Source organism: unidentified bacterial endosymbiont, from assembly GCF_918320885.1.
GTDB lineage: Bacteria > Pseudomonadota > Gammaproteobacteria > Enterobacterales.
This window is the reverse complement of sequence record NZ_OU907312.1, coordinates 1053763-1080111: the sequence shown is the minus strand read 5'-3', so window position 1 is coordinate 1080111 and position 26349 is coordinate 1053763. Positions and strand designations below refer to the sequence as shown.

At 51.6% G+C, this 26349-nt stretch carries 25 protein-coding genes and 3 pseudogenes; 20 read left to right on the top strand and 8 right to left on the bottom strand.

Annotated features, from left to right (window positions below; all coding sequences use genetic code 11):
• Positions 1 to 559 precede the first annotated feature (559 nt).
• The 7 genes from NL324_RS05510 to NL324_RS05480 all read left to right on the top strand — a co-directional run bounded on the left by NL324_RS05510 (position 560) and on the right by NL324_RS05480 (position 13964).
• A complete protein-coding gene (locus tag NL324_RS05510; protein WP_253306655.1) occupies positions 560 to 2341 on the top strand; it encodes a ShlB/FhaC/HecB family hemolysin secretion/activation protein in 1782 nt (593 codons plus the stop codon).
• Positions 2342 to 2406: 65 nt separating this feature from the next.
• On the top strand, positions 2407 to 5754 hold the full coding sequence (locus NL324_RS05505) for a two-partner secretion domain-containing protein (protein WP_253306654.1): 3348 nt from the start codon (positions 2407 to 2409) through the stop codon (positions 5752 to 5754).
• Between the two features lie 118 nt (positions 5755 to 5872).
• On the top strand, positions 5873 to 11380 hold the full coding sequence (locus tag NL324_RS05500) for a two-partner secretion domain-containing protein (protein ID WP_253306653.1): 5508 nt from the start codon (positions 5873 to 5875) through the stop codon (positions 11378 to 11380).
• A gap of 74 nt (positions 11381 to 11454) precedes the next feature.
• A complete protein-coding gene (locus tag NL324_RS05495) occupies positions 11455 to 11754 on the top strand; it encodes a transposase (RefSeq protein ID WP_253305847.1) in 300 nt (99 codons plus the stop codon).
• Complete coding sequence (locus NL324_RS05490) at positions 11670 to 12620, top strand: IS3 family transposase (RefSeq protein WP_366516351.1); 951 nt, start codon at positions 11670 to 11672, stop codon at positions 12618 to 12620. Before NL324_RS05495 ends, NL324_RS05490 begins: the two co-directional genes overlap by 85 nt.
• Positions 12621 to 12648: 28 nt before the next feature.
• Positions 12649 to 13614, top strand: a complete 966-nt coding sequence (locus NL324_RS05485; protein ID WP_253306652.1) for a hypothetical protein — start codon at positions 12649 to 12651, stop codon at positions 13612 to 13614.
• Positions 13614 to 13964, top strand: a complete 351-nt coding sequence (locus NL324_RS05480) for a hypothetical protein (RefSeq protein ID WP_253306651.1) — start codon at positions 13614 to 13616, stop codon at positions 13962 to 13964. The genes NL324_RS05485 and NL324_RS05480 overlap by 1 nt, the downstream gene beginning before the upstream one ends.
• Before the next feature lie 35 nt (positions 13965 to 13999).
• Here NL324_RS05480 and NL324_RS05475 read toward each other — a convergent pair whose 3' ends face one another.
• Positions 14000 to 14161, bottom strand: a complete 162-nt coding sequence (locus tag NL324_RS05475; protein ID WP_366516342.1) for a hypothetical protein — start codon at positions 14159 to 14161, stop codon at positions 14000 to 14002.
• Between NL324_RS05475 and NL324_RS05470 the strand changes: the two genes are divergently transcribed.
• Positions 14148 to 14891 (top strand): hypothetical protein, encoded by a 744-nt coding sequence (locus NL324_RS05470; protein ID WP_253306650.1) that lies wholly within the window; start codon positions 14148 to 14150, stop codon positions 14889 to 14891. The genes NL324_RS05475 and NL324_RS05470 overlap by 14 nt on opposite strands.
• Before the next feature lie 37 nt (positions 14892 to 14928).
• Here the strand turns inward: NL324_RS05470 and NL324_RS05465 are convergent.
• Positions 14929 to 16094 (bottom strand): annotated as a pseudogene (locus tag NL324_RS05465) (IS3 family transposase).
• Between the two features lie 179 nt (positions 16095 to 16273).
• Between NL324_RS05465 and NL324_RS05455 the strand changes: the two are divergent.
• The 3 genes from NL324_RS05455 (at position 16274) to NL324_RS05445 (ending at position 17595) form a co-directional block, all read left to right on the top strand.
• The gene (locus NL324_RS05455; protein WP_253306649.1) at positions 16274 to 16576 is read left to right on the top strand and encodes a hypothetical protein; all 303 of its coding nucleotides are present in this window, start codon (positions 16274 to 16276) and stop codon (positions 16574 to 16576) included.
• Positions 16577 to 16594: 18 nt separating this feature from the next.
• Positions 16595 to 16954, top strand: coding sequence for a hypothetical protein (locus NL324_RS05450; RefSeq protein WP_253306648.1), 360 nt, complete (start codon positions 16595 to 16597; stop codon positions 16952 to 16954).
• A gap of 71 nt (positions 16955 to 17025) precedes the next feature.
• A complete protein-coding gene (locus tag NL324_RS05445) occupies positions 17026 to 17595 on the top strand; it encodes a hypothetical protein (protein ID WP_253306647.1) in 570 nt (189 codons plus the stop codon).
• On the opposite strand, the pseudogene NL324_RS05440 reads toward NL324_RS05445, so the two are convergent.
• Positions 17554 to 18027: pseudogene (locus NL324_RS05440) on the bottom strand (IS30 family transposase); the annotation flags it as partial. The gene NL324_RS05445 and the pseudogene NL324_RS05440 sit on opposite strands and share 42 nt — an antisense overlap.
• 77 nt (positions 18028 to 18104) lie before the next feature.
• On the opposite strand from NL324_RS05440, the gene NL324_RS05435 reads away from it, so the two are divergent.
• The 4 genes and pseudogenes from NL324_RS05435 to NL324_RS05420 all read left to right on the top strand — a co-directional run bounded on the left by NL324_RS05435 (position 18105) and on the right by NL324_RS05420 (position 20490).
• The gene (locus NL324_RS05435) at positions 18105 to 18404 is read left to right on the top strand and encodes a transposase (RefSeq protein WP_253305847.1); all 300 of its coding nucleotides are present in this window, start codon (positions 18105 to 18107) and stop codon (positions 18402 to 18404) included.
• On the top strand, positions 18320 to 19270 hold the full coding sequence (locus NL324_RS05430; protein ID WP_366516351.1) for an IS3 family transposase: 951 nt from the start codon (positions 18320 to 18322) through the stop codon (positions 19268 to 19270). Before NL324_RS05435 ends, NL324_RS05430 begins: the two co-directional genes overlap by 85 nt.
• Before the next feature lie 40 nt (positions 19271 to 19310).
• A pseudogene (locus NL324_RS05425) lies at positions 19311 to 19907 on the top strand (phage/plasmid primase, P4 family); the annotation flags it as partial.
• A gap of 181 nt (positions 19908 to 20088) precedes the next feature.
• Positions 20089 to 20490 (top strand): DUF6362 family protein, encoded by a 402-nt coding sequence (locus NL324_RS05420; protein ID WP_253306645.1) that lies wholly within the window; start codon positions 20089 to 20091, stop codon positions 20488 to 20490.
• Here the strand turns inward: NL324_RS05420 and NL324_RS05415 are convergent.
• Both NL324_RS05415 and NL324_RS05410 read right to left on the bottom strand, forming a co-directional pair.
• Positions 20487 to 20918, bottom strand: a complete 432-nt coding sequence (locus NL324_RS05415; protein WP_253306644.1) for a DUF29 domain-containing protein — start codon at positions 20916 to 20918, stop codon at positions 20487 to 20489. The genes NL324_RS05420 and NL324_RS05415 overlap by 4 nt on opposite strands.
• Positions 20919 to 21219: 301 nt before the next feature.
• Positions 21220 to 21969 carry an IS5 family transposase gene (locus NL324_RS05410; protein WP_253306643.1) on the bottom strand — a complete coding sequence of 250 codons (750 nt, stop codon included), beginning with the start codon at positions 21967 to 21969 and terminating at the stop codon, positions 21220 to 21222.
• A gap of 274 nt (positions 21970 to 22243) precedes the next feature.
• Between NL324_RS05410 and NL324_RS05405 the strand changes: the two genes are divergently transcribed.
• The 3 genes from NL324_RS05405 to NL324_RS05395 are packed head-to-tail and all read left to right on the top strand — an operon-like array spanning position 22244 to position 24189.
• Positions 22244 to 23032, top strand: coding sequence for a ParB N-terminal domain-containing protein (locus NL324_RS05405; RefSeq protein ID WP_253306642.1), 789 nt, complete (start codon positions 22244 to 22246; stop codon positions 23030 to 23032).
• Between the two features lie 18 nt (positions 23033 to 23050).
• Positions 23051 to 23884: a major capsid protein gene (locus NL324_RS05400; RefSeq protein WP_253306641.1), complete on the top strand. Its 834-nt coding sequence runs from the start codon at positions 23051 to 23053 to the stop codon at positions 23882 to 23884.
• Positions 23881 to 24189: a head-tail joining protein gene (locus NL324_RS05395; protein WP_253306640.1), complete on the top strand. Its 309-nt coding sequence runs from the start codon at positions 23881 to 23883 to the stop codon at positions 24187 to 24189. Before NL324_RS05400 ends, NL324_RS05395 begins: the two co-directional genes overlap by 4 nt.
• Before the next feature lie 5 nt (positions 24190 to 24194).
• On the opposite strand, the gene NL324_RS05390 is transcribed toward NL324_RS05395, so the two are convergent.
• On the bottom strand, positions 24195 to 24335 hold the full coding sequence (locus tag NL324_RS05390) for a hypothetical protein (protein WP_253306639.1): 141 nt from the start codon (positions 24333 to 24335) through the stop codon (positions 24195 to 24197).
• A 200-nt stretch (positions 24336 to 24535) separates the two neighbouring features.
• Between NL324_RS05390 and NL324_RS05385 the strand changes: the two genes are divergently transcribed.
• Positions 24536 to 25069 (top strand): hypothetical protein, encoded by a 534-nt coding sequence (locus NL324_RS05385; protein ID WP_253306638.1) that lies wholly within the window; start codon positions 24536 to 24538, stop codon positions 25067 to 25069.
• Positions 25063 to 25458: a phage baseplate assembly protein V gene (locus NL324_RS05380; protein WP_253306637.1), complete on the top strand. Its 396-nt coding sequence runs from the start codon at positions 25063 to 25065 to the stop codon at positions 25456 to 25458. The genes NL324_RS05385 and NL324_RS05380 overlap by 7 nt, the downstream gene beginning before the upstream one ends.
• 190 nt (positions 25459 to 25648) lie before the next feature.
• On the opposite strand, the gene NL324_RS05375 is transcribed toward NL324_RS05380, so the two are convergent.
• Both NL324_RS05375 and NL324_RS05370 read right to left on the bottom strand, forming a co-directional pair.
• Positions 25649 to 26068 carry a type II toxin-antitoxin system VapC family toxin gene (locus NL324_RS05375; RefSeq protein WP_253306636.1) on the bottom strand — a complete coding sequence of 140 codons (420 nt, stop codon included), beginning with the start codon at positions 26066 to 26068 and terminating at the stop codon, positions 25649 to 25651.
• Positions 26065 to 26337: a type II toxin-antitoxin system Phd/YefM family antitoxin gene (locus tag NL324_RS05370; RefSeq protein ID WP_253306635.1), complete on the bottom strand. Its 273-nt coding sequence runs from the start codon at positions 26335 to 26337 to the stop codon at positions 26065 to 26067. The genes NL324_RS05375 and NL324_RS05370 overlap by 4 nt, the downstream gene beginning before the upstream one ends.
• Positions 26338 to 26349: the final 12 nt, after the last annotated feature.

Genomic DNA, 26349 nt, shown 5'->3' with positions numbered 1-26349 from the left:
CCTTGCAATTTGGCCAATTTCATGAGTGCGAAAATTGTGATTAAAGCAGATTTAGCGGTAGGCCATTACAGCCAAGGTTTCCCCAAACCAGCAATATACACATCCACCCTCACTGGCTATTATCCATTGTGGAGAGCGGGTTGGTTGCCGGCTGCCGCTGCTCCACCAATCTCCAGGCCTCAGCCGTTCTCTGCTGAGGTTTTTTTTTCGCCCAACCCCGCGCCATTGGGCACGCGCTGCTGATCGTTCCGGACTTTGCCTTCCAGCTCCCCTACCCCGTTAAGCCCTTATTTTGCTCTCTGAGGACCGATGTTCTCCAAAACGAGAGCGCCGAGAAATGTCGAAGTCCGGACGCACCTATTTTTTTATCCCTTTAAAAACAACCGATTACTTACAGACTCAGCGATGCCATTTATTCCCAGCATTGCCTAGCAACCCAAAATCACTAACCATCCATTAATATTGTTCAATCATTAATTTTATTGTCACACCAAAATATTCCAGCTAGAATTTCACCTCATTACGAACTTTTCGGTTTATCACCAGGGAAGGTATTTAGTTGTTATCTTCTAGCCTGACTACACTTTGGCGACACCGCTTATTTGGCCTTAACGCCATCAGACGCTCCCTTATCTCACTGATCCTGAGTGCCCTGCTAGGCACCTCACTACCAGCCTCTGCGGTAGCGCCCGAGCCTGCTGCCCAACAGCAACAAGCGCGTGAACAGGAGCGTGAACTGCGGCAACAGCAAGAGAGCGTCCCTGATGTACACCTACAGCCGACCCCCTCACCCGAGCTGCTGCAGCGCCTTCCTGCTGACGAAACCCCTTGCTTTAAGATTAAACAGCTGCAACTCCAGGGCGAGGCCGCTCAGCAGTTTCAATGGGCCTTAGCCGCCGCTCACCGCGCGGGGAGTGCTCCAGATAGCCCGCTGGGTCGCCGGCTGGGGGCTAACGGCATCAACTTGATCCTCAAGCGGGTGCACCATGCCATCGTGCAGCGCGGCTTTATCACCACTCAGGTGGTGGCAGAGCCACAAAACCTGGCCAGTGGCACCTTGGTGCTCACACTCATTCCTGGACGCTTGCATCGTCTCTATTTTTCAGAAAAGTCTGATAAGCAGGCTAGACACTGGAACGCCCTGCCCGCCAAGCCTGGTGATCTACTCAATTTACGGGATATCGAGCAAGCCTTAGAGAACTTTAAACGACTCCCCAGCGTTACCGCCACCTTCCAAATTGCCCCTGCCAGCGATCCAGAGGCTCCAGCGGGCACCAGCGATCTGATAATCACCTGGCAACAGCAGCTGCCGCTACGCGGAACGCTCTCTTTAGAGGATTCTGGCAATCCGCTGACTAAAAAACACCAAGGGGGCTTTACCCTAGCCTACGATCAACCCTTGGGGTTCAACGATCTATTTTATATCAATCTGCATCAAGGCTTCGGTGGTTGCTCGGTAGGCCGGGGGATCACCCGCGGGCATACCCTGCACTATGGGCTACCCTGGGGCTACTGGTTCTTAGAGTTCACCCACACGCAAGAGGCCCATGACTACAGTCAACGGCCCGATCGCCTCGATCTCCGCAGCGGCGGCAGTGCTCGCTCAGAGGCCAAGCTAGCCCGCCTGCTCTACCGCGATGCCCGGCGTAAAACCACCCTCTCCTTCAAAGGCTTTCGCCGGAACAATCACAGTGGCTATAAACTTTTAGGCATCGACTCACCTCTCCAGCGGCACGCGCTCGGCGGCTGGGGCAGCACACTGGCGCATCGGGAATTTATTGGCAAGGCGATCCTCGATGCCAGCCTCAGTTATCAACGGGGCACCGGTGCTTTTGGTGCCCAAGCGGTTCCTGAGAACACCCGGGAGGGAACCCCGCGCTTTAAAGTGATCACTCTAGAGCTCTCCTGCAAACTGCCGGTGCAGATTGCACAGCTGGCCTGTCACTACCACGGCAATTGGAACGCACAATACAACCGTACACCATTGCCTCCCTCAGAGCGCTTTAGTATCGGCAGTCGCCACACCGTCCGGGGTTTTGGGTATAGTGATCCGCTGCTCCCACTCTCCTCGGAGCGCGGTTGGTGGCTACGCAATGAGTTTGGTGTCGCCTTGGGTCACACCGGCTCTGAGCTCTATCTGGGGCTGGATTACGGCCAAGTCAGCGGCTCCCTCGCCCACGATTTAACAGAGGGCCGCCGCCTCGCCGGTGCTGCCCTCGGCCTGCGAGGCAATTTAAAGGGCCTAAGCTATACGCTGTTTACCAGCTGGCCGCTGAAAACAACCCGAAACTTTACCGGCTCCCGCAATCTCTGCGGCTTTAGCCTGCTCTACAACTTTTAGGAGCACGGTGCCCAATAGCGTGGTCCAGTCATAAATACCCTTGATAGGGACATTAGGAGTCAGGTATGAATCAGCGCTGTTTTCGGGTTATCTTCAATCGACCACGCGGCCAAGCGATCGTCGTCGGCGAACTGGCGCGGACGCCAGGTCACGTGAGTAGCGCTGGCAGCGTGCCCAGACAGTCCCGGTGGCGCTGCTGTACCCTGCCTCTCGTTTTGATCGTCACCCTCGGCTGGATGCCTGGAGCGGACGCCACTATCGTCGCCGATGCCAACGCCCCAAGCGCCCAACAGCCCAACGTCGTCACCGCCCCCAATGGGGCCTCACCCCTGGTCAATATTCAAACACCCAATGCCGCCGGGATCTCACATAACACCTATAGCCGCTTTGATGTCGAGCCAGCAGGGGCCATTCTCAATAACAGCCGCCAAGCGGTGCACACCCAGTTAGCCGGCACTATCGCTGGCAACCCTCACCTCACCACTGGCCCCGCCCAGATCATTCTGAATGAAGTCAACTCCAGCAACCCCAGCCTGTTGCGGGGCTTTATCGAGGTGGCCGGGCAACGAGCCCACGTGGTCGTAGCCAATCCCTCAGGGATTTATGTCAAAGGGGGTGGCTTTATCAACACCAGTGGTGTCACCCTGACCACCGGTACCCCACAATTGCAAAATGGGCACCTCGACAGCTATCGGGTGATCGGTGGTCTCATTAAGATTGATGGTGAGGGGTTAGATGCCCGCTCCGCCGACTACACCCAAATCTTTGCCCAAGCGGTGCAACTGAATGCGGCAGTGCACGCCAAAAAACTGATGGTCACCACCGGCAATAACCTCGTTAAAGTGGATAACGAGAAAGCTACTCCAATCGCCAGTAATACTGAAGCACCTGAGTTTGCGCTTGATGTCGCTAAACTGGGTGGTATGTATGCCCATCATATTTTCATCGTGGGTACTGAAAACGGCGTTGGCATGCGTAATAGCGGCACACTGCAGGCAACTTCTGGCAACCTGAAAATTGATAACCAAGGCTGGTTAACTAACCATGGGAATCTACAGAGTTACGGTGATCTGCAAATAAAACTGAACGGTAATGACCATACTCAGAGCTTCTGTGATCCACAAGTAAGAATGGCCGGTAGTAAACGGACTGTCCGTACCACCATTGCTGCCGATGCTACTGCACCAAAAACGCAACAGCCAAGTGTATCAATGGCAGTTAATAAGGTGCCGCTGGTAGATATTCAGACACCTAATGCCGCTGGGGTCTCTTATAATATTTACAGCCGCTTTGATGTAGAACGACAAGGTGCTGTTCTAAACAACAGCCGTGATACAGTAGAGACGCGCTTAGCGGGCACCATTGCTGCTAATGCTAACCTGACTAACGGCCCCGCCCGCCTCATTCTTAATGAGATCAATTCAAGTGATCCTAGTTATCTGCGTGGTGCCCTCGAGGTAGCGGGTCAAGGTGCTCAAGTGATTATTGCCAACCCCTCAGGGATTTATGTTGAAGGGGCTGGCTTTATCAATACCAGTGGCGCCATGCTCATGACCGGTAAACCACAGTTCCGAGAGGGTCATCTGGATAGTTACTGTGTAACTGGTGGTATCGTTCATATCAGCGGGAAGGGATTAGATACACGGGGTACCGACCATACTCAGATCTCGGCACAAGCTGTGCAACTGAATACTAAATCACATGCGGAAAAGCTAACGATTACTACCGGCAACAACCTTATTAAAACAAACAATGGCCACAATACCCCGATTGCCAGCAGTAACCAGCCTTCTGCCTTTAACCTCAGTGTGCTTAGACAGGGGGGGATCTATGCCAAACAGATTTTTATCGTTGGCACCCAGGTAGGAACGGAGATTCGCAATGACGGTATTTTGCAGACCAAGAACGGTGATCTGAACATCACTAACCAAGGATGCTTAACCAGCCGTGGTGTCCTACAGAGTGGCCGTGATCTGAAAGTAAAAGTGATCGGTCGTAACCACACTTTCAGGATCACCTCGTCGGAACTCCGTGCTGCCAGCGAACTAGAATTAGATACCGAAGGCAAGCTTGATATACGTGATAGCAAGATAATTGGTCATGCTAAGGGTGAGGTCACATTGAGCAGGAGCGATTGCTGCCCGGGATTACTGGTCATCCCGCTCTTGGACCACAACAACATCAATATTAAACGGTTGCAAACCGACAGTACCTCTCTAGCAGCTCCCAGAGGGCTGAATAACTTTGGGCTGCTACAAGCAGGCCACCAGTTAACTCTGCAGGCTAACGCTATCCGCAATCATGCCGAAGGCGTTATCAACGCTACCCATACCCGGGTGCTAACGGATAAAGGCGAGAGTGGCTGGTTAAATAATCGCGGGCTGATTGATGGTCAAACCACCGAGGTACGCGCCCACAGTCTAAATAATCTCGGCAGTGGGGTCATTTACGGTGACCAACTGCTGCTAGGTGCACACACCCTGACCAATCATCGCGGACAGGTCAATGCCAATAATAAAGCGATCATCGCTGCCCGTCAGCAATTGACCATCGGTGCCCAGCATATTCTAAACCAGGAGGGAGCCCTTATCATGAGCGCCGGCCCGATGGCAGTCGGTGAACGTCTTGATGAGCAGCAACAGCTGGTAGGCCAGACTCTAGAGCTGAATAACAGTTCCGCCACCATCGATGTCCAAGGCGATGCTCACTTTAATATCACTACCCTGAATAACAGTGATATCCATTTTAAGACCCACGAGGTACAAGTGAGCCATACCCAGGGACATCGACGTGTGGAGCGCAGCCCGCATATTGACAGACCGAATGACTACACCGCCTACGATTACAATACCACAATTACTGAAACCAGAATCGCCCAGCAAGATCCCGCAAAATTATTAATTGGTGGCAACCTAAGGCTGGAGGGTCATTGTCTTAACAATGATAAAAGTCAGGTCATCATGGGAGGAAGCATGACTGGCCCTTTGAAAACCATCAACAATCTCAATGAATCAGGCACTCGAATTATTGAAGATAGTGGTACAGCGCAATGGACTTATACTCGATGGCGGGGAGGCTTTAGACAATATACTCAACGCTACTGGGATAACGCAGTACCCTACCATGCCCGCAGTCAGGAGCCTATCCAGATAACAGTAGCCCTAGAGCAGCGCAATACCCGGCCCCTTGGCAGTGGAGTAAAAATAACTGACCGCCCAGAGATTGTATTAGTCCAACCGACCGTAATCAGCGTGGCCGCTCTGAACCCTCGGGAGCAGGATAGCTCTCTCAACACCAATAACACTGAGGCGGTGCCTACCCCAAATGATTTATCCACTGCACGACCCATTGTGCTTGAGCAGCCAAGTCTGCCTGCTGATCTTGAGGCGGATTTGGCGACCATGTCCCACTAAAATCATTATTCTCAGGTTGAAATCGATGCAGATTTCACTGACCATTTCAATCAATAGAAGTTATTACAGGACTAATCACTAGTCTATAACCAGTAGCTAGGGATCTCAGGAGCATCATATGAATCAGGGCTGTTACCGGGTAATCTTCAATCAAAAACGTGGCCAAACGATGGTGGTGGGCGAACTAGCCAGAACGCCAGGCCAAGCAAGCCGTTCGAGCACTCCAACCGCCCGGTGGCTACGCTGTGCCCAGCCCCTGGTGTTTACATTCATCCTCGGTTGGAGCGCCCTCACCCAGGCAGCCATCGTGGCCGACAGCAACGCCCCAGCCGCGCAACAGCCCAGCGTCGTGACCGCCCCTAACGGGGCCCCGGTGGTCAATATTCAAACCCCCAATGCCGCAGGTGTCTCCCACAACACCTATAGCCGCTTTGATGTTGAACAACCCGGCGCAGTCCTCAATAACAGCGCCGCCGCCACCCAAACCCAGCTCGCGGGAGCGATTGCCGGCAATGCTCACTTGGCCAACGGCACCGCCCGCCTCATCCTCAACGAAGTCAACTCCAGCGATCCCACGGTGCTGAGCGGGATGATTGAAGTGGCGGGACAAGGCGCCCACGTGGTGATAGCCAACCCCTCAGGGATTTATATCAATGGGGGCGGCTTTATCAACACGACGGGAGCCACACTGACGACCGGTCAACCACAGTTTAAAAACGGGCAGCTCGACAGCTATCGGGTGACCAGCGGTACCATAAAGATTGAGGGTCAAGGCTTAAATAGTCGCGATACCGACTATACGGCGATTATGGCACGAGCGGTTGAGGTGAACAGCCACCTCCAGGCCAAAAAATTAACGATAACTACCGGTAGCAACCAGGTGCAGGCCGATAATAACCAAGCAACGCCGATAACCACGACTGAAGCTGCCCCCACGGTAGCGCTGGATGTCGCCCAGCTGGGTGGTATGTATGCCGAGCATATTTTTATCGTCGGCACGGAGGCTGGTGTTGGCATCCGCAATGCGGGGCGACTGACAGCCTCTACCGGCTCTGTGGTGGTCAATAGCGACGGCTGGTTGACACACACCGGTCTAGTGGTCGCCAGAGAGAACGTCAATCTACAGGCCCAGCAAACGCTCACCCTACAGGGAGAAATAAAATCGGGTGGCACACAAAGCTATCAGGGCAGCACCCTAGAGGGGATGGGGGTTACCTTAAAAGGCCAATCGCTCACCCTGCAAGCCACCCAGGGCGCGCTGCAGCTACCCGGGGCCACTCTGGAATCCCAGCAGACCCTAACCTTAACCACCCCAACCGTCCTGAACACGGATGCCGCCACCCTGAGAGCCGAAAAACTACAACTGAGTGCCCGGGACTTAAGCAATATTGGGGGTAACTTAGTTCAGCATGGCCCAGAAGATTTGCCATTGAAAATGACTGGGACCCTGGATAATAGCAACGGTCGGATTGCCAGTAACAGTCACCAGCTGACTCTCCAGGCACAAACGGTGAACAATCAGGGCGGCCGAATCGAGCATGCCGGGCAGGGTGATCTACAGATAGAAGCACAAACACTTTTAGGACAGCGGGGTCATTTTGGCAGTAACAGTGCCGTCGTCCTTCGCACCGCACAAGCCGAGCTGCAGCAGGCCACCACCCAGGGCACCCAAGTCACCCTCAACGGCAAGCCTTGGCAGCCCAGCCACGAGGCGCTAGCAACGCTAGGCAACCAGAGCCTGCAGCCCTACCCGACCGCTTTACGGGAACGGGTCTCCACTCTGCCGTTAGCGCTGACGTTGCCGACTAGCGGCCTGTTCTCGGTCAATACCCAGCCTGGAGTTCCCCTAGTCACCACCGATCCAAAATTTATACGGCAGCGGCAGTATGTCAGCTCTGAGCGGTTACTGAGAGCGCTCAAGGTCGACTTGAAAAACCTACCGAAGCCCTTTGGCGATGGCTTTTATGAGCAGCAGCAGCTGCGTGACGCCGTCATTCAAATGACTAGCCAGCGGTTTATCGGCGATTACCAGGATGATGATACGCAATATCGAGCGCTGATAGCCAATGCCATTAGTGCGGCTAAAACGCTGCAGCTACAGCCTGGCGTGCCGCTATCCAACACCCAGATGGCTCAACTCACCCGGGATATCGTCTGGCCGGTACAAGCCTCAGTCCAGGCACCCGATGGCAGCCAGGTGCAGGTTTTAGCACCACAGCTCTATCTAAGAGTTCCCGAAGGCACTATTGGCGCTGGGTACGGCTCACTGATATCGGCGAAGAACATCCTGCTTGATCTCAGTGGTAATTTCACCGGTAACGGGACGACGCTGGCCCGCGACACCCTATCCATCACTGCTGAAAACATCCACCATCAGGGCGGAACACTCTACGGTGGAAAGACCCACCTCAAGGCGCGCCAAGATATCAACCATCAGGGCGGCCTAGTGAGCGGCGACACGCTATTACAAGTTGAGGCGGGCAGAGACGTCACGGCGGAAACTACCACCGTCACCACCACTGGCGGCGATCCCAACGGCAGCAGTTATAGCAGCCATACCAATTTAGGCCAACGAGCAAAGCTGCTGGTCAGGCAAGCAGGCGGTGTGATGGCGGTCCAGGCGGGACGCGACGCTAACCTGGTGGCTACCCAGATATTGAACGCTGGCGAGGGCGGCCACACACAGATAAGGGCTGGCCACGATCTCAAGCTGAGCACTGCCCAGGTCGGACAACACGAGCAACTCATCTGGGATGAGAACAACCACCGGGTTGAAGGGGGCTACCGAGATGTCGGCAGCCAAATCAAAACCGTCGGCACCCTGCAGCTCCACGCGGGCAATAAACTCACCGCCACCGCTGCCCAGGTAGCCAGTGGAGTTTCCGCCCAGTCAGTCGCCGCGCTCGTTCAGGGGCCCCTTGCCCTAGAGCAGGAGGGCAGCGGTGCTGCCCCTCTCGTGTCGACCGAGCAGTCCCTGGAGGCACAACTCGCCGCCGGCACGTTACAGATGAGTGCTAAAAGCATTGAAATTCTTCCTGGTCAAGCCACTCGCTACTTGGATGAAGCGCACCAGAAAACCCATAGCGGGCTTTTTAATGATAAAACGACCACCTCACGCATCGTCCAGCAAGAGACCATCGCTTTGGGGAGCCAATTCATTGGCACACAAACGGAGATGGTTGCCACCGAAGGCGATCTGCGAATCCACGGCTCCAGCGTCCTGGGAGAGCAAGGTACTACCTTGATAGCCCAAGAGGGCAATATAAAAATCACCAGTGCTGAAAATCGCCAACGGCAAATCAGCTACCATCAGGTAGAAGAGAGTGGGCTACTCACCGGGGGAGGCGCTGCTTTGACCTTAGGCGAGCGCGAGAGCAGCCAGCAGCAAGAGCTCGAGGGCACTCAGCAGCAGAGCAGTGCGGTGGGCAGCCTGTTGGGTGATGTGCGCATCTGGGCCAAGCAGAAATTCCAGCAACTGGGCAGCCACCTGATCACCCCCCAGGGTGATATTAACGTCTCAGCGGCCACGATAGAGGTCCTAGACACCCACCACCAGCAGCAACTCACCCAGGAAAGTAGCAGCAGCACCAGCGGCTTCACCATGAGTGTCAGCAACCCGGCCGTGAGCGCTCTCCAAACCGCTCAACAGCTGCAGAGCGCTGTCGGCCAGACTAGCGACCCCCGGATGCACGCCCTAGCTGCCGCGGCCGGCGGCCTGGCCGCCAAGAACACCTATGATGCCCTGCAGTGCAATCCGCAACAACTAGGTGGAATTAACGTCACCACCACCTTCGGCAGTAGTGAAAGTCACAGTGAAAGCAGTGAGCATCACACCACCTCCCAGCGCTCGCTGGTGTCCGGCCGCAGGGTTATCATTCAAGCTAGAAGCGGAGATGCCACGATACAGGGCGACCTGCAAGCTCAGGAGCTAGCAAGGATAGCCGCCGCCGGCAATCTAAAACTACTGGCCAGTGAAAACCGCGGCCAGCAGGAGAGCAGCCAGAGCTCCAGCAGCCAGTCATTCGGTGTTGGCCGAGGCATCGTAGTGGGAATGAGTGAAGGCGAAGGCAGCAGCCAAGGGGAGAGCTGCCGGTACCAACTCGCCCAGGTACACGCTGGCCAGAAAGTCGAGTTAGAGAGTGGCGGCGATACCCTCGTGCAGGGGGTGGTGAGCGCCCCGCAAATCCAAGCGGCTATTGCCGGCAACCTCACGATTGAAAGCCTGCAAGACACCGACCACCAGGAGGGCGAACAGCAGCAGATTGGGATAAACCTAGATATCGGTCCCATGGTGAGTGGCAGCCTGAATTTCAACCAAAGTGACTACCGCAGCGATTTTAAAAGCGTCCAGCAGCAGGCAGGCCTCGAAGCGGGCGACCTGGGTTATCAACTGGATGTTAAAGGCAACTTCCACCTGGGAGCCGGCGGCCTCAAAAGCAGTGCAAAGGCAGTGACCGCCGGCCGCAATAAAGCCAGAGCCAGCACCTTAACCCAGAGCCAGCTTGACAACTATGACAAGCATAACGCCCAGAGCATCAGTGGCAGCATCGGTTTTAGCCAACATCCCCAGAAGCCAGGGCAGCCCGCCCTGCAGGATGGGGGTGTTGGCAAAAACCAGTCAGGGCAAGCCGCTCCAGGAGCCCTGCAGGTACCGGGCAGTGGGCTGCCGAGCCACCATGGCCTCTCCGCTACCATACCCATCGTCACAAACGCCCGCGGCAGCGCCAGCAGTACCACCCGCAGTGTGATTAGTGGCGCCAGGCAAGCCGTGACCATTACCAATCCCGCTGCTCAACTAGCACTCACCGGCCAAACTCCAGAGCAGGCCATCGCCGCCTTCGATGCCAGCGTCACCAGTGATAAGGACAGCAGCAACGCACTGTCCAACAGCTTCAACCTAGAAGAGATAAAAGCGGGCTTCCAGATTGTCGAGGCTCTCACCCGCGAAGTCGGCACTTTCCTAGACAATCGAGCTAAGGAGCAGACGAAAACGCAAACGGACTTAACCGAGGAGCAAGGCAAAGCGCTCGAGCAGCAAAATACCCAAAAAATAGCAGCGCTACAGGAGCGCTTACAAGAGAACCAGCTGTGGGAGATGGGCGGCAAAGGACGTATTCTGATGAGCGCCCTCTCCCTCGCCGCCGGCAGTAATATCACCGGCAGCACCGGCCAACTGTTGCAAGCGGCCACCGTGAACGTCATTCAAAGCTACGGCGCCCAGCAGATTAAGTTGCTAGCCGACAGCATGAATAGTGAAGTGGCCCGCACTGCCCTGCAGGGGCTACTGGCTGGCGCTGGCGCCGCCGCCCAAGGACAGAGCGCCACCCCAGCGGCCCTGGGGGCCAGTGCCAGCGTGGTCCTGAACAACCTCATAGACAGCGCCTATGGGGAAACCAGCAGCACTCTCAGCCTAGCGGAGCGCGAAGCCCGCAAAAACCTCGTCTCCACCCTCATCACCGGTACCACCCAGGCTATCGGCGGCGAGGCGGCACTGGCCAATGCGGCGGCCACGCTGGAGATGGAAAACAACTATCTAAGCCGGGCGCAATGCAGCCGGAGAAATCAGGAATTATCTGAAGGTGAAAATCTGCTTCATAAGGCCGCTATCCGGGCCAAGTGGGATTGATCTTGCTACCCTTTAACGGACACAACGAAGAGGAACAAAGCGTATAATTTTTTGTTACTTTTTGAGGTGAAGTTATGAATCAAGGGGAATCAAGGAGCTATGATAAGGAATTCAAGCTGAATGCGGTAAAGCTGTATCACAGCACTGGTAAAACGCTCTGTCAATTGAGCGAGGAATTGGGAGTTCCCAAGAGTACATTGGCAGGGTGGGTCCATCAGCATAACAAGGATGGTGCAGAGGCTTTCCCGGGCAAAGGATACCTGAAAGCGTCTGATGCTGAGCTCAGTCAATTGCGGAAAGAATTGGCGATAGCACGCGAAGAGAGGGATATCCTAAAAAAAGCCTTGGGCATCTTCTCAGTGGCCCGCAAGTAAAATACCAGTTTATGCAAAAGCATGCTGGGGAATTCAGCGTAGAGAGGATGTCCAACGTGTTAGGTGTATCCCGCAGTGGCTATTATCAGTTTATCAAGGCTGAGCCATCCAAGCGCTATTGTGAGGATGAGCGTTTAATATCTGAAATTAAAGAGGTTTATACCATAAGCAACCAAATTTACGGTAGCCCACGTATCCATGCTGAGTTACGAGCTAGAGGTGAGCGCTGTTCACGCAAACGGGTTTGTCGGCTAATGAAAGCAGCCCATATTGCGGCTAAGATGAAAAAACGATTTAAGGTAACCACAATAGTCGATCCAAAGGCCGCAGTGGCGCCTAATTTACTCAAGCAGAAGTTCACAGCCACTCGCCCTGATCAATACTGGGCAGCAGATATTACCTATATTCCGACCCAAGAGGGATGGTTGTATGTTGCTATCGTACTGGACCTGTTCTCTCGTAGTATCGTGGGGATGGATATGCAAGCTCACATGACCACCGAGTTAGTAGCCGCAGCATTACGCCAGGCAATAACACGGAGGAAGCCTGCTGCAGGTCTCATCCACCACTCCGACCGAGGCAGCCAGTATACCAGCAAAGGATTCAAGGCTGTATCGGCGCATCACCAGATAACGCTTAGCATGAGTAGTACGGGCAATTGTTATGACAATGCAGTAGCAGAGAGTTTTTTCCATACCTTAAAAACAGAGCACACCCACTTTGAACGTTTTGAGAGCAGAGAACAAGCCAAATTGAGCATTTTTGAATACGTAGAAGTGTTTTATAACCGACAGAGACGGCACTCAACGCTAGGCTATCTGTCTCCTGTAAATTTTGAAAAAAATTGGTTATCCCAGGTCGCTTAAGGTTTCTCTTCTCTGTGTCTAAAAAAAGGTGGCAAGATCAGATTTAATTGACACTGGACAGGATGTTAGCTTTAGAGCAGGAGAGATAGCTGGTATCCCTGACACCCTGTATGAGGCTGTAGAGGGGATAGTCAATGCAGCATTGAGCCCTCATGAAACTTACCTATCACTCAAGTCTCTGTTTGATAGCGATAATGTACTGGGGACCGTCTCTGAAGCCGTAAAACAATCTTATATTGCCCGCCTCGATAAAATGGACGCCGAGTTCGAAAAAGCAGGCGCCAGTGGCTCCTTCAAAGCGGGATTAGAAAGTACTAAGCTAATTGCCGATATCGCCTCCTTGGCTGCCAGCGGTATTGGGGTTGCTAAGGGGGGTGTTGCCTTAACCAATTTAGGCGTTAAAGCTGCCAAACAAGGCATCCAGTCTACCAAGACTGTCCGAGGACTAGCGACAGCCGCCAAACAAGGAACGACTGCTACAGTACCTAAAATTCCCTCGAAGGTTACTGGCGTCAGTGATACACTGGCAGCAGCAAATTCGCTGAGCAAGGCAGGACACGTAGCTGCGAAACCACCTGGGATTAGCTCCAATGCTGCCTCCTCTACACAACTAGGAACTGTAAATTTAGAGGGTGCAGCAAAGGGGACAATAAATATTATTGACTCAAGTAAATTTGATTATTTATTTGGTAAATCAAGTAGTAATGCACATAATGCAGCACGTTCTAATCAATTGGCTCTGGAAATGAAAAGACTAGGCATACATAATGATCAACTTGGCCGTGCAACATTAACAAACCACTTACAATCAATAACTCAAAATACAAAAAGTATAATTAATAAATTCTCTAATATACATGGAAATTTTGAGGTTAGAGAATCGTTACTTATGGGGCCATCAGGAAAAGCAGCGATGTTGCAGACAACTTTCCAGGTTATGTCTGATGGCTCTCATCGCTTTGTAACAGCCATTTCCTTCAGTGGAGCTAAATAATGTTTATAGAGACATATCCTGATGAGTTAGAATTGCTGAATTTTTTTGAAGTAGAACCTGAGTTTAGTGACCCTATAGAAGGAAAGTATGCATATCGTGTTTCTGATAATAACAATTTAACCTTAATATTCTCATTTGCAGCTGTAGAAGGATGGATTCAGACTGTATTAGAATATAAAGGAATAATAATTCATCAATGCCTCAGTGAAGGTGTTAAGAATTTTAATATAAAAGATATAGAGAAAAAAAAATATCTTTTTTCAGAAATAATAATTAATGGTATAAAAATAGAAGTTGAAATAACAATAAATCCTTTTATATTAGTTAAATGGAATACATTATTAACATAATCCTAAATTTTCAAATTAGACAACCGAGATACTACTTACGGCATCAGCAGCACCTGCTGCCGCTGCTCCTCCCACAGTAGCGGTGTATTAGAGGCTAGCATGAATAGGGTGACGGTGGATGGCAAAGTTTCATCAAGGATAGCTTCGACGATGTCTGGAGCCAGGGTGGGGGCCAGTGCCAGCGTGATACTGAACAATCTAATAGACAGCGCCTATGGGGAAACCAGCAGCACTCTCAGCCTAGCGGAGCGCGAAGCCCGCAAAAACCTCGTCTCCACCCTCATCACCGGCACCACCCACGCCCTCGGCGGCGAGGCGGCCCTGGCGAATGCGGCGGCCACGCTGGAGATGGAAAACAACTATCTAAGCCGGGCGCAATGCAGCCGGAGAAATCAGGAATTATCTGAAGGTGAAAATCTGCTTCATAAGGCCGCTATCCGGGCCAAGTGGGATTTAATTGACACTGGACAGGATGTTAGCTTTAGAGCAGGAGAGATAGCTGGTATCCCTGACACCCTGTATGAGGCTGTAGAGGGGATAGTCAATGCAGCATTGAGCCCTCATGAAACTTACCTATCACTCAAGTCTCTGTTTGATAGCGATAATGTACTGGGGACCGTCTCTGAAGCCGTAAAACAATCTTATATTGCCCGCCTCGATAAAATGGACGCCGAGTTCGAAAAAGCAGGCGCCAGTGGCTCCTTCAAAGCGGGGTTAGAAAGTACTAAGCTAATTGCCGATATCGCCTCCTTGGCTGCTAGCGGTATTGGGGTTGCTAAGGGGGGTGTTGCCTTAACCAATTTAGGCGTTAAAGCTGCCAAACAAGGCATCCAGTCTACCAAGACTGTCCGAGGACTAGCGACAAACGCTAAACAAGGAATGACTGCCACAGTACCTAAAGTTCCCTCGAAGATTGCTGGCGTCTGATCTTGCCACCTTTTTTTAGACACAGAGAAGAGAAACCTTAAGCGACCTGGGATAACCAATTTTTTTCAAAATTTACAGGAGACAGATAGCCTAGCGTTGAGTGCCGTCTCTGTCGGTTATAAAACACTTCTACGTATTCAAAAATGCTCAATTTGGCTTGTTCTCTGCTCTCAAAACGTTCAAAGTGGGTGTGCTCTGTTTTTAAGGTATGGAAAAAACTCTCTGCTACTGCATTGTCATAACAATTGCCCGTACTACTCATGCTAAGCGTTATCTGGTGATGCGCCGATACAGCCTTGAATCCTTTGCTGGTATACTGGCTGCCTCGGTCGGAGTGGTGGATGAGACCTGCAGCAGGCTTCCTCCGTGTTATTGCCTGGCGTAATGCTGCGGCTACTAACTCGGTGGTCATGTGAGCTTGCATATCCATCCCCACGATACTACGAGAGAACAGGTCCAGTACGATAGCAACATACAACCATCCCTCTTGGGTCGGAATATAGGTAATATCTGCTGCCCAGTATTGATCAGGGCGAGTGGCTGTGAACTTCTGCTTGAGTAAATTAGGCGCCACTGCGGCCTTTGGATCGACTATTGTGGTTACCTTAAATCGTTTTTTCATCTTAGCCGCAATATGGGCTGCTTTCATTAGCCGACAAACCCGTTTGCGTGAACAGCGCTCACCTCTAGCTCGTAACTCAGCATGGATACGTGGGCTACCGTAAATTTGGTTGCTTATGGTATAAACCTCTTTAATTTCAGATATTAAACGCTCATCCTCACAATAGCGCTTGGATGGCTCAGCCTTGATAAACTGATAATAGCCACTGCGGGATACACCTAACACGTTGGACATCCTCTCTACGCTGAATTCCCCAGCATGCTTTTGCATAAACTGGTATTTTACTTGCGGGCCACTGAGAAGATGCCCAAGGCTTTTTTTAGGATATCCCTCTCTTCGCGTGCTATCGCCAATTCTTTCCGCAATTGACTGAGCTCAGCATCAGACGCTTTCAGGTATCCTTTGCCCGGGAAAGCCTCTGCACCATCCTTGTTATGCTGATGGACCCACCCTGCCAATGTACTCTTGGGAACTCCCAATTCCTCGCTCAATTGACAGAGCGTTTTACCAGTGCTGTGATACAGCTTTACCGCATTCAGCTTGAATTCCTTATCATAGCTCCTTGATTCCCCTTGATTCATAACTTCACCTCAAAAAGTAACAAAAAATTATACGCTTTGTTCCTCTTCGTTGTGTCCGTTAAAGGGTAGCAAGATCAGTCAGTGATACACTGGCAGCAGCAAATTCGCTGAGCAAAGCAGGACACGTAGCTGCGAGCCCGTCTGCTTCTAGCTTTGCAGTTTTAAAACAGCCGCCCAAATTGACCAGTATAGCACCCTCAAAAAATTCGAACATTTCTCAAGTATTGCCAAAAACAAGAGCTGAATTATATGCTGATCTTAAGTCAAAAGGATTTGTTCCTCCTGATAAAACTAGTGCAGGAGGATATGAAAGATGGGTAGGGCCTAATGGTGTTAAGATAAATATAAAACCGACAGGAGAGGTCATTAGAACCCAGAAGATTTGGGCTGCTGATAAAAGCAAGAAGTATGGAGAAAGACAAGATTATTTTGGAAACCGTTTACCAGATCAATCCCATTCAACTGGCCATTTTGTTGAGTAAAATATGTTTGGAGATAAAATGCAAGCTGATGATTTTTGTTTAGAAAGTTTTACTTTTTTGAATTCTGCAAAAGATTTTATGATAAAATTTTGTAGCACATATAACGGAAATTTTCTTGGATATATTCATTGCAGAAACGTAAGTCATTTTTTATATCAAAATAATTTTCTTGAGGATGATGATGCTTTTGGTTGTTATGTGTGTGACTTACAGTTGAGAAGAGCTGTCAAGGAAGACCCCCCAGGATGGCTGACGTCAGAAAATGATTCTCTAATAAATAATAGTGATTATTTTCTTACTTTAGAGTCTGGAGATATCTTAATGCAGATACGTTTTTCTCAAATAGAACAAAACTTTTTCAAATCACTTGATTTGTAGAAAAATATAGGAAAATTAAGGAAGTAAGGGGTGGGATGCCGCCCACCAGCTTGCCCAAGTGAACGATGGCTGTGAATCAACTGAGGCGTGTCCTGACTCTGGCTGCCGCCGGCAACATCACCGGCAGCACCGGCCAACTGCTGCAAGCGGCCACTGTTAACGTTATTCAAAGCTACGGCGCCCAGCAGATTAAGCTGCTAGCCGACAGCATGAATAGCGAAGCAGCCCGCACTGCCCTGCAGGGGCTAGTGCCAGCGCCGCCGCCCAAGGGCAAAGCGCCACCCCTGGGGGCCAGTGCCAGCGTGGTCCTGAACAACCTCATAGACAGCGCCTATGGGGAAACCAGCAGCACTCTCAGCCTAGCGGAGCGCGAAGCCCGCAAAAACCTCGTCTCCACCCTCATCACCGGCACCACCCACGCCCTCGGCGGCGAGGCCGCCCTGGCCAATGCGGCGGCAACTATTGAAGCAGAGAATAATGCCGTTTTTGCCCCGTTAATTCCTGTTGCCCTGGGGACCATGTGGGTAGCTGATAAGGCACTGACTGCTTACTACATCCACCAAGATGTTACTGCTCTACGTAGTGGTGAAAAGCTGGATTCACGCAATAAGTGCAACACGGCAGCCGGTATAAGCTTCTAGGGGAGTTAGACCCAGGAGTACTTTTCTGGGAGTCATATTAAGGCGTAATTCCATATCCCTAATCTCCTGTTTACTCAGAGCCCCCATACACATTTTTTTAGGCCAGCAGCGTCGAATAAGACCGTTTGTGTTCTCATTAGTGCCTCTCTGGTAGCTGGCATAAGGGCGTGCAAAGAATATCTGGGACCCAGTGGCTTTTGTAACCTTCTCGTGCTGAGCAAATTCTCCACCATTATCCAGGGTAATGGTATGTACAGTATCAACGCGATTTAGCATATTAATCATCATATTAGATACTGTTTCCGCTGTTTTATTGGGGACTTTTCCTATCAATGTCAGCCGGCTCTTACGCTCAACCAGCGTCACTAAACTGGCCTCTTGTCCATACACTGTATCTCCCTCCCAATCTCCTAAACGCGAACGCTGCTCAACTGATCTTGCTACCCTTTAACGGACACAACGAAGAGGAACAAAGCGTATAATTTTTTGTTACTTTTTGAGGTGAAGTTATGAATCAAGGGGAATCAAGGAGCTATGATAAGGAATTCAAGCTGAATGCGGTAAAGCTGTATCACAGCACTGGTAAAACGCTCTGTCAATTGAGCGAGGAATTGGGAGTTCCCAAGAGTACATTGGCAGGGTGGGTCCATCAGCATAACAAGGATGGTGCAGAGGCTTTCCCGGGCAAAGGATACCTGAAAGCGTCTGATGCTGAGCTCAGTCAATTGCGGAAAGAATTGGCGATAGCACGCGAAGAGAGGGATATCCTAAAAAAAGCCTTGGGCATCTTCTCAGTGGCCCGCAAGTAAAATACCAGTTTATGCAAAAGCATGCTGGGGAATTCAGCGTAGAGAGGATGTCCAACGTGTTAGGTGTATCCCGCAGTGGCTATTATCAGTTTATCAAGGCTGAGCCATCCAAGCGCTATTGTGAGGATGAGCGTTTAATATCTGAAATTAAAGAGGTTTATACCATAAGCAACCAAATTTACGGTAGCCCACGTATCCATGCTGAGTTACGAGCTAGAGGTGAGCGCTGTTCACGCAAACGGGTTTGTCGGCTAATGAAAGCAGCCCATATTGCGGCTAAGATGAAAAAACGATTTAAGGTAACCACAATAGTCGATCCAAAGGCCGCAGTGGCGCCTAATTTACTCAAGCAGAAGTTCACAGCCACTCGCCCTGATCAATACTGGGCAGCAGATATTACCTATATTCCGACCCAAGAGGGATGGTTGTATGTTGCTATCGTACTGGACCTGTTCTCTCGTAGTATCGTGGGGATGGATATGCAAGCTCACATGACCACCGAGTTAGTAGCCGCAGCATTACGCCAGGCAATAACACGGAGGAAGCCTGCTGCAGGTCTCATCCACCACTCCGACCGAGGCAGCCAGTATACCAGCAAAGGATTCAAGGCTGTATCGGCGCATCACCAGATAACGCTTAGCATGAGTAGTACGGGCAATTGTTATGACAATGCAGTAGCAGAGAGTTTTTTCCATACCTTAAAAACAGAGCACACCCACTTTGAACGTTTTGAGAGCAGAGAACAAGCCAAATTGAGCATTTTTGAATACGTAGAAGTGTTTTATAACCGACAGAGACGGCACTCAACGCTAGGCTATCTGTCTCCTGTAAATTTTGAAAAAAATTGGTTATCCCAGGTCGCTTAAGGTTTCTCTTCTCTGTGTCTAAAAAAAGGTGGCAAGATCAGGGCGACGTTGGAAAGAGTCGAAGATTAAGGAGTTGACTGGGGGCGATCGTATTTCAGCCCGCTTTATGCGCCAGGACTTTTTCAGCTACCTACCGCAGTTCAAGCTGGTGATTGCCGGCAACCACAAACCCGTGATCCGTAACCTCGATGAGGCCATGCGCCGCCGGCTGCATTTGATCCCTTTTACCATCACGATACCCCCTGAGCAGCGCGATAAACACCTACAGAGCAAGCTGCTCGCCGAGCGGCACGCTATTTTCGAATGGGGTGTACAGGGTTGCTTGGCCTGGCAGCGTGAAGGGCTAAAACCCCCACAGTGTGTGTGCGATGCTACGGATGAGTACTTTGAGGCTGAAGATATCCTCGGGCGGTGGCTGGAAGAGCGCTGTCTACAGAGCAGTAGGGCGACCTCCTTGACCGCAGAACTGTTCAATGATTGGAAACACTGGGCTGAAGCGGCTAGCGAATTTATCGGCTCGCAACGCCGCTTCTCTGATCTATTGCTCACCCGTGGCCTGCAAAAGTGGCGTAATAACCTGGGGTTACGAGGATTTAAAGGTATCAGCTTGCGAAAGCAATCCTGGGATAGCTACTGATTTTATTGGTCATTCAGTCAAAGCACTGCCCTTGACTGCCACAACTGGCGCAAAAGACATTAATATCTCTATATAGATGCTTACGCGCTTACGCGTAAACCTTATAAGAAACTATCACTCTTTTGTGGCAGCTGTGGCAGTCATTCCTTCAAAAGCTTTAGATATTAAGGGGTTAGCCACTATGCAGCCATGGACCATTGAGCAGATAGCCATACGATTCGAACAGGCCGCTCAAGTAGCACGCTGTTTACCCACCCCGCGAGCCAAAGGATTCACCGGCTGTTGGGAGTTGATTTTACAGCAGAAAAGCTTACCCGAGGGGAGCGAGGATTCCAATCACTATCACCAGCCGCCCCCGGAGGCGGTGGAGCTGATGCTAGAGAGCTGCCGCTGGGTGGTGGGATTGGCAACCGAGCAACGCAGACTGATCTGGTTGCGAGCCAAGGGCTACTCCTGGCGCCACATCGCAGAGCGGGTGGGCTGTCACCGGGTGACTGCTAAACAGCGTTGGCTGCAGAGCGTGCTGTGTGTGGCTAAACAACTAAACAATATCCCCAAGTTTGACAGCAGGGAGTCCGCTTAATTCGGGTAAAACTCACTGTCTACGAGCTGCTCAAACGTCCATGGGCACTGCTTTGGAAAAGTTTTTTCACTCATACCAGTCTCCCTGGCCGCAGCTAGGATAGCGTCCCCATAGGCGTATAGGGTAAGCTCAACCAGCTCGCTCTTAAGGCTAGGGCTTTTTAACAACCGGCGTTCTATTTTTCGTCGCTGTTCTGCTATCGTCAGTTTCCAACTCTGACCACGGTGTGAGGGCTGGAACGACCATTTCAACAAATGGAGAAACAGTACTTCAAGCCGTGATTCCAATTCGTCTCTTTGGCTGCTTCCCATGCTCTCTATTTCCTCCAGCAGGTTCTGCGTATCTAACTGGTTTAGGCTGCCAGCCCGTAGCAAATTAGCCTGTTCCTGAGTCCAGCCGTAAAAATCGCTATCGTAACGGATAGTCATCGCTCCTCCAGATCTTTTGGCTCTAGTCCTACTATAGAGGATCCCACTACAACAGTGTAATAGAAATTACCTGAAATTCAGGGTTATAAACCGCTAAATCAGCACGCTGTGGCCATCTGAGGAAGCTTGCAAAAACCGCCCCACTAACCAATTTGCCAAAATAAGGGTATGATTTACAGTAAGCTTGGAACGAGCTCTCCCCTTCCCCTTTTTTCCAGAGTAAACCGCCGGTGCAGATTGAATACCGCTGCATTGCAGCGTTAATTCCCGATGGCTATCTTCACTAGGGCCTGTTGAGGTTTCACATGGGCAGCCATAGATAACTACAAGCCATGTCTAGCATACTTTGATAATTGCGCTTCAATTTATCAAACCTGGTGGCAATGGCTCGAAAATGCTTTAGCCTGGCGAAGGCATTTTCCACAAGATGTCTGAGTTTATACAGATGCCTATCTAGGTTAGCGTTCCCTATCATTGAGTTTTTCTTTCTGGGACTATTCGGAACAGTGCCTTTCTCAGAGATTTGTTGGCGTATTGACTTGCTGTCATAACCTTTATCAGCCGTCAGAACTTCAGGGGGTGGAAAGGATTCTATCAAGCTCGGAGCCGCTAAACAGTCGTGAACTTGTCCGTCGGTAATTTTAAAAGAAATGGGTAATCCATAGCTGTCTACTGCCAGGTGAATCTTACTGGTACGGCCTGCCCGGCTGATGCCAATGGCCTCACAAGCCTTACCAGCAGCCCCTGCACTATGTTGGTGGGCCTTTACATAGCTTCCATCCATGAATACCCATTCCAAATCAGGATCTTGGACTACTGCTTTAAAAATCCTTAACCACTTGCCAGTCATCGACCAGTCATTAAATTTTTTGTAGAGGGAGGCCCATTTGCCAAATTGCTTAGGCAAGTCACGCCAAGGGCACCCTACGCGCATTCGATAGAACATTCCCTCAACTTCCAATCGAAGATTGAGCTTGTCATAAATTCCTTCTTGAAGCATGATCGTTTTTAGCTTCGACCACTGCTCATCACTGAGCATTAAGCGGGGCATTGCAAACTCGTTTTTTTGTTGGTATCACAACGACAATATTACGAGTTTGCTCTTATATTTCAATAAATTATAGCGAAACCTCAACAGGCCCTAACAACCCGTAATAGAAATTACCTGAAATTCAGGGTGATAACCCGCTAAATCAGCCAGCTGTGGCCATCTGAGGAAGCCTGCAAAAACCGCCCCACTAACCAATTTGCCAAAATAAGGGTATGATTTACAGTAAGCTTGGAACGAGCTCTCCCCTTCCCCTTTTTTCCAGAGTAAACCGCCGGTGCAGATTGAATACCGCCCCATTGCAGCGTTGATTCCCTATGCCGGCAATAGCCGCCAGCACTCTGAGGCTCAGGTGGCGCAAATCGCCGCCTCTATTCAAGCCTTTGGGTGGACCACCCCTATCTTGGTGGATGGGGCGAACGGCATTATTGCCGGCCATGGCCGGCTGTTGGCAGCCCAGCAGCTGGCATGGCAGCAGGTACCGGTGATTGAACTGCAACAGCTCACCGATCCGCAGCAACAGGCCTATCGGTTAGCCGATAATCAGCTGGCTGCCAATGCCGAGTGGGATGAAGCGCTGCTCAAAGTTGCTTTGCAGACCTTGCAAGCCGCTGATTTCGATCTGTCCTTAACCGGTTTTTCCACGGCAGAGCTCTCAGCGCTATTGACTGAACTCAGTCAGGAGGAGTCACCGACTGCTGATGAGGAGCTGCCCACTCCCCTGCCCTCGCCAGTTAGTCAACTGGGCAATTGCTGGCTATTGGGAGCACACCGGCTGCTTTGTGGCGACGCCACCGATCCCGCGGTGTTAGCACAGCTGATGGAGGGTGGACAAGCGGCCATGGCCTTTACCGATCCGCCCTACAACATCAATTATCGGGGCCGCCAGAAGCGCCACTCCCCCCGGCCGATTATCAACGACAACCTGGGGGAAGCTTTTACCAAGTTCCTCACCATCAGCTGCCGCCAGCTGCTGCAGTACACCGAGGGCGCTGTCTATATCTGTATGGGCGCCAAGCAGCTCGACCAACTGCAACAGGCCTTTCAGCAAGCTGGCGGCCAATAGTCCACCTTTATCATCTGGGTGAAAAACCGTTTTACTTTAGGACGGGCCGATTATCAGCGCCAATATGAGGTAGCCCTCTATGGCTGGCGGGCCGGCGCTAAGCACTTCTGGTGCGGTGATCGCGATCAAGGCGATGTCTGGTTCTTTGATAAGCCGCTGAAAAACGATCTCCACCCCACCATGAAACCACTGCCCCTGGTGGAGCGGGCCCTGAACAACAGCAGCAGCCCCGAGGCCACCCTGCGCTACCAGCGGGTTGGGGCCATCACTGGCGAGATTTTTGATGCCGATGGGAGCCGTAAGCTGCTCGATCTCTACCAAAGTTTTAACATCAAACAGAATAGCGTCACGATGGGCTTCAGTGATGCCAATAGCGAGGTGCAAAAAAAGGTACTGGAGGCCAAACGTAGAAGTGAAGATGCCCTGGGTGATGCTGGAGTCATCACCGGCTGGTTGGCCATTTGTGGGCGGGGCTTCTATGATGCCTTGATCAGCCACCCTTCGGTCCAACAGGCCTTTGCCCGCTGGAATGATGGCCAATTTTTACGCGACGATCTGCGAAAAGGCTTCACCTTTTGTGAGGTGATGTGGAAGGAGTTTTATGGCCGCGTGGGTAAACTCTCCTTTATCAACGACCAGGAGGGTTATTTGATCCCCGTCGGCATCAGTGACTTTCTCATTACCCGCTATGCCCCGGCCGATTATGTGGAGACAGTGAATACCATTGGCCTGCTCTTCTACGCCAAGCCGGAGCGGCTGCGGCTGGACAAAGGGATTGAGCTTGAGGCGCAATCTAATCCGCTCAATCTCTGCACCAAGCCCCGGGCCATCATTAAACTCACCGCCAAATGATCACCGGACAACCTTTTCGTGATCTGGTCACTGCCCAGGATGCACGACTCTTTGAGTTACTCTCCGATACCGTAGAGATGGCTGGGAAGCCCTGCCAAGGGATGTTTTCCGCCCCCTGGCTAGCCCCACAGTTGGGCCAATTAACTACCGGCCTCCTTGAGCCACACCTGGTGATTAGAGAGGAGGATGCCCCAACCATCAGCACCGGCACGCTGGTGAGCTTTAGCGCCCTTGATTACACGGTGGTGGGGATTGAGCCCGACAGCACTGGACTGACGGTCCTGTTATTAAGGCCGCTTGATTGACCACGTTAACCGTCACCCTGGATGTGGAAGCAGTGATGCGAAAACTGCGCCCCTTGGGGGCCCAAGCCTGCCAAACAGCCTAGCGCCGCACGCTGAAAAAGAGCAGTCGCTGGATCGCCACGCAAACGGCCAAAGCGATCAGCCAACAGACCAAAATCCCGCAGAAGCTGATTAAAAAACGGCTCTATTTTTTCCCAAAATCAGCTCGCTATGGCACCGTTACACTGGCCTGGTCTAGTGCCGGAGAAGCGGCCTTTACCGCGGCCGCCCGCCAGCTCCGCCCGCGCCTGTTGACCCTTTTGGCTCAAGAGGTGAACTATGCGATCCACCAGGCATTGGCTAAAACATGAATCACCACACGACGCTGATCTCCTTGGCCAGTTTGCACCAAGCCATTGTTCATGGCCTACAGTGCAAGTTAAAGGCACCCGTGTGGATTGCCGCCTATCCGGCGATTCAACGCACGCTAGCCTTGCCAGCAGTACTGATCGAACTGACTGAACTAGAGCCTGGCGACGATCCGGGTACCGGTGAAACCGCGCTAGTCGCCCACCTACAGGCTAGAGTGATGGTCGATCCTAATCAGCCGCAGGCCGAGCTCTCCGTGCGCAAGCTCGCAGCCCAAGTGGCGGTGGCCCTAACCCATGAGCAGTGGGGTTTGCCGATCACCCAAGCCAAGCTGAGCCGGATGGGTGAGGCGCTGATTAAATCTGATTTAGAAGGCTATCTGGCCTGGAGTGTGGAGTGGTCGCATGAACTTCATCTAGGTAGGGTAGTGTGGCCCTACAGGGATGAAAGTGGCATGAGCTTAGTCGTTGGTTTCACCGCAGATGAGAGCCTGCCCTCTAGCTATCAACTGATTGAGGAGCGAGCATGCTAGCAGGATTTGTGGTGGCTGAGCTGGATCGACGGCTAGCAGCGATGATTCAACCAGGCACTATCGCCGCTATCGACTATACCACCGCCCGCGCTCGGGTACAGGTCGGTGACTGGATCTCAGCTTGGCTGCCTTGGCAGAGTCGTGCCGGTCAAGTCACCAGCTGGTGTCCGCCAACAGTCGGGGAGCAGTGTCTGCTACTCTCTGCCTCTGGCATGCCTGAGCTCGGCTTTATTTTGACCAGCTTCTATACCGAGACCTATCAGCCAGCCGATCAGCAGCCGCAAACGATAGCGCTCCGTCTGCCCGATGGTGCCCAACTGCTGTATGACTGGCAAACCAGCACTTTGGGGGTGGCGGGGATCCAAACCATCACGATCAGCACTGCATAGACGATCACCATTGAGAGTAGTGACATCGTCACAATTAAAGCCCCGCAACTGCTCCTTCAAGGGGAACTACGGGTGGAGGGCTCAATCCAGGTGACTGGGGATATCCACGCCGAGGGCATTAGCCTGCAGCATCATCGCCATCAAGCCCAGGGCAGTAACGCCGAGACTACGCCACCGCATTAACTGCCTTTTACGAACTGGCTGCTAGGCATTTAAGATGACCCAATGTACCAAAATCTAGCAAACAGCGGTCAGCTGTTACCAAAGTAGCCCCTAGATGACGTGCAGTGGCTACAATAATCCGATCAGCAGGATCAAGGTGAAGATTGCCGGGTAGACAAGTACTGGCCACTGCTATTTCTACAGAGAGTGGATGAAGGCAGATCCCAGGAAGTGCCAACGCGGTTTGCAGCCACTCCTTGACCTCTCTATTAAGGACTAAACGATCTTTTCTAACCAGCATAGCGATCTCCCAGGGAGTGATCGCAGATACAAACAGAGCATCATTATTGGAGGCTTTTTGAATGACGCTTCGTGAAGTTGCTTTTAGTCGTTCACTGCCCTCCAGCAACCAGACTAAGACATGGGTATCTAACAACACTGCTTTCATAAAGAAGCTGCCCACTCATTTTTAAGGGGTGAAACAATATCTTCCTCTCGCAACACGCTGCCAGCTAAGGCACCAAAGAGTTCCGTTGGGGGCGGCATAGGAATCAGCTTAGCCACCGCTTTTCCATGTTTAGTAATGATCAGCGGTTGCCGAGTATCCGCGACCACATCCAATAGTTTTAGGCATTTTGTTTTGAAATCTCCGGCCCCGATCGTGGTTTGTAGTGTCATATAATTATAACCATAGTTGATATCCATGGTTGTAATCATAGCATATCTGCA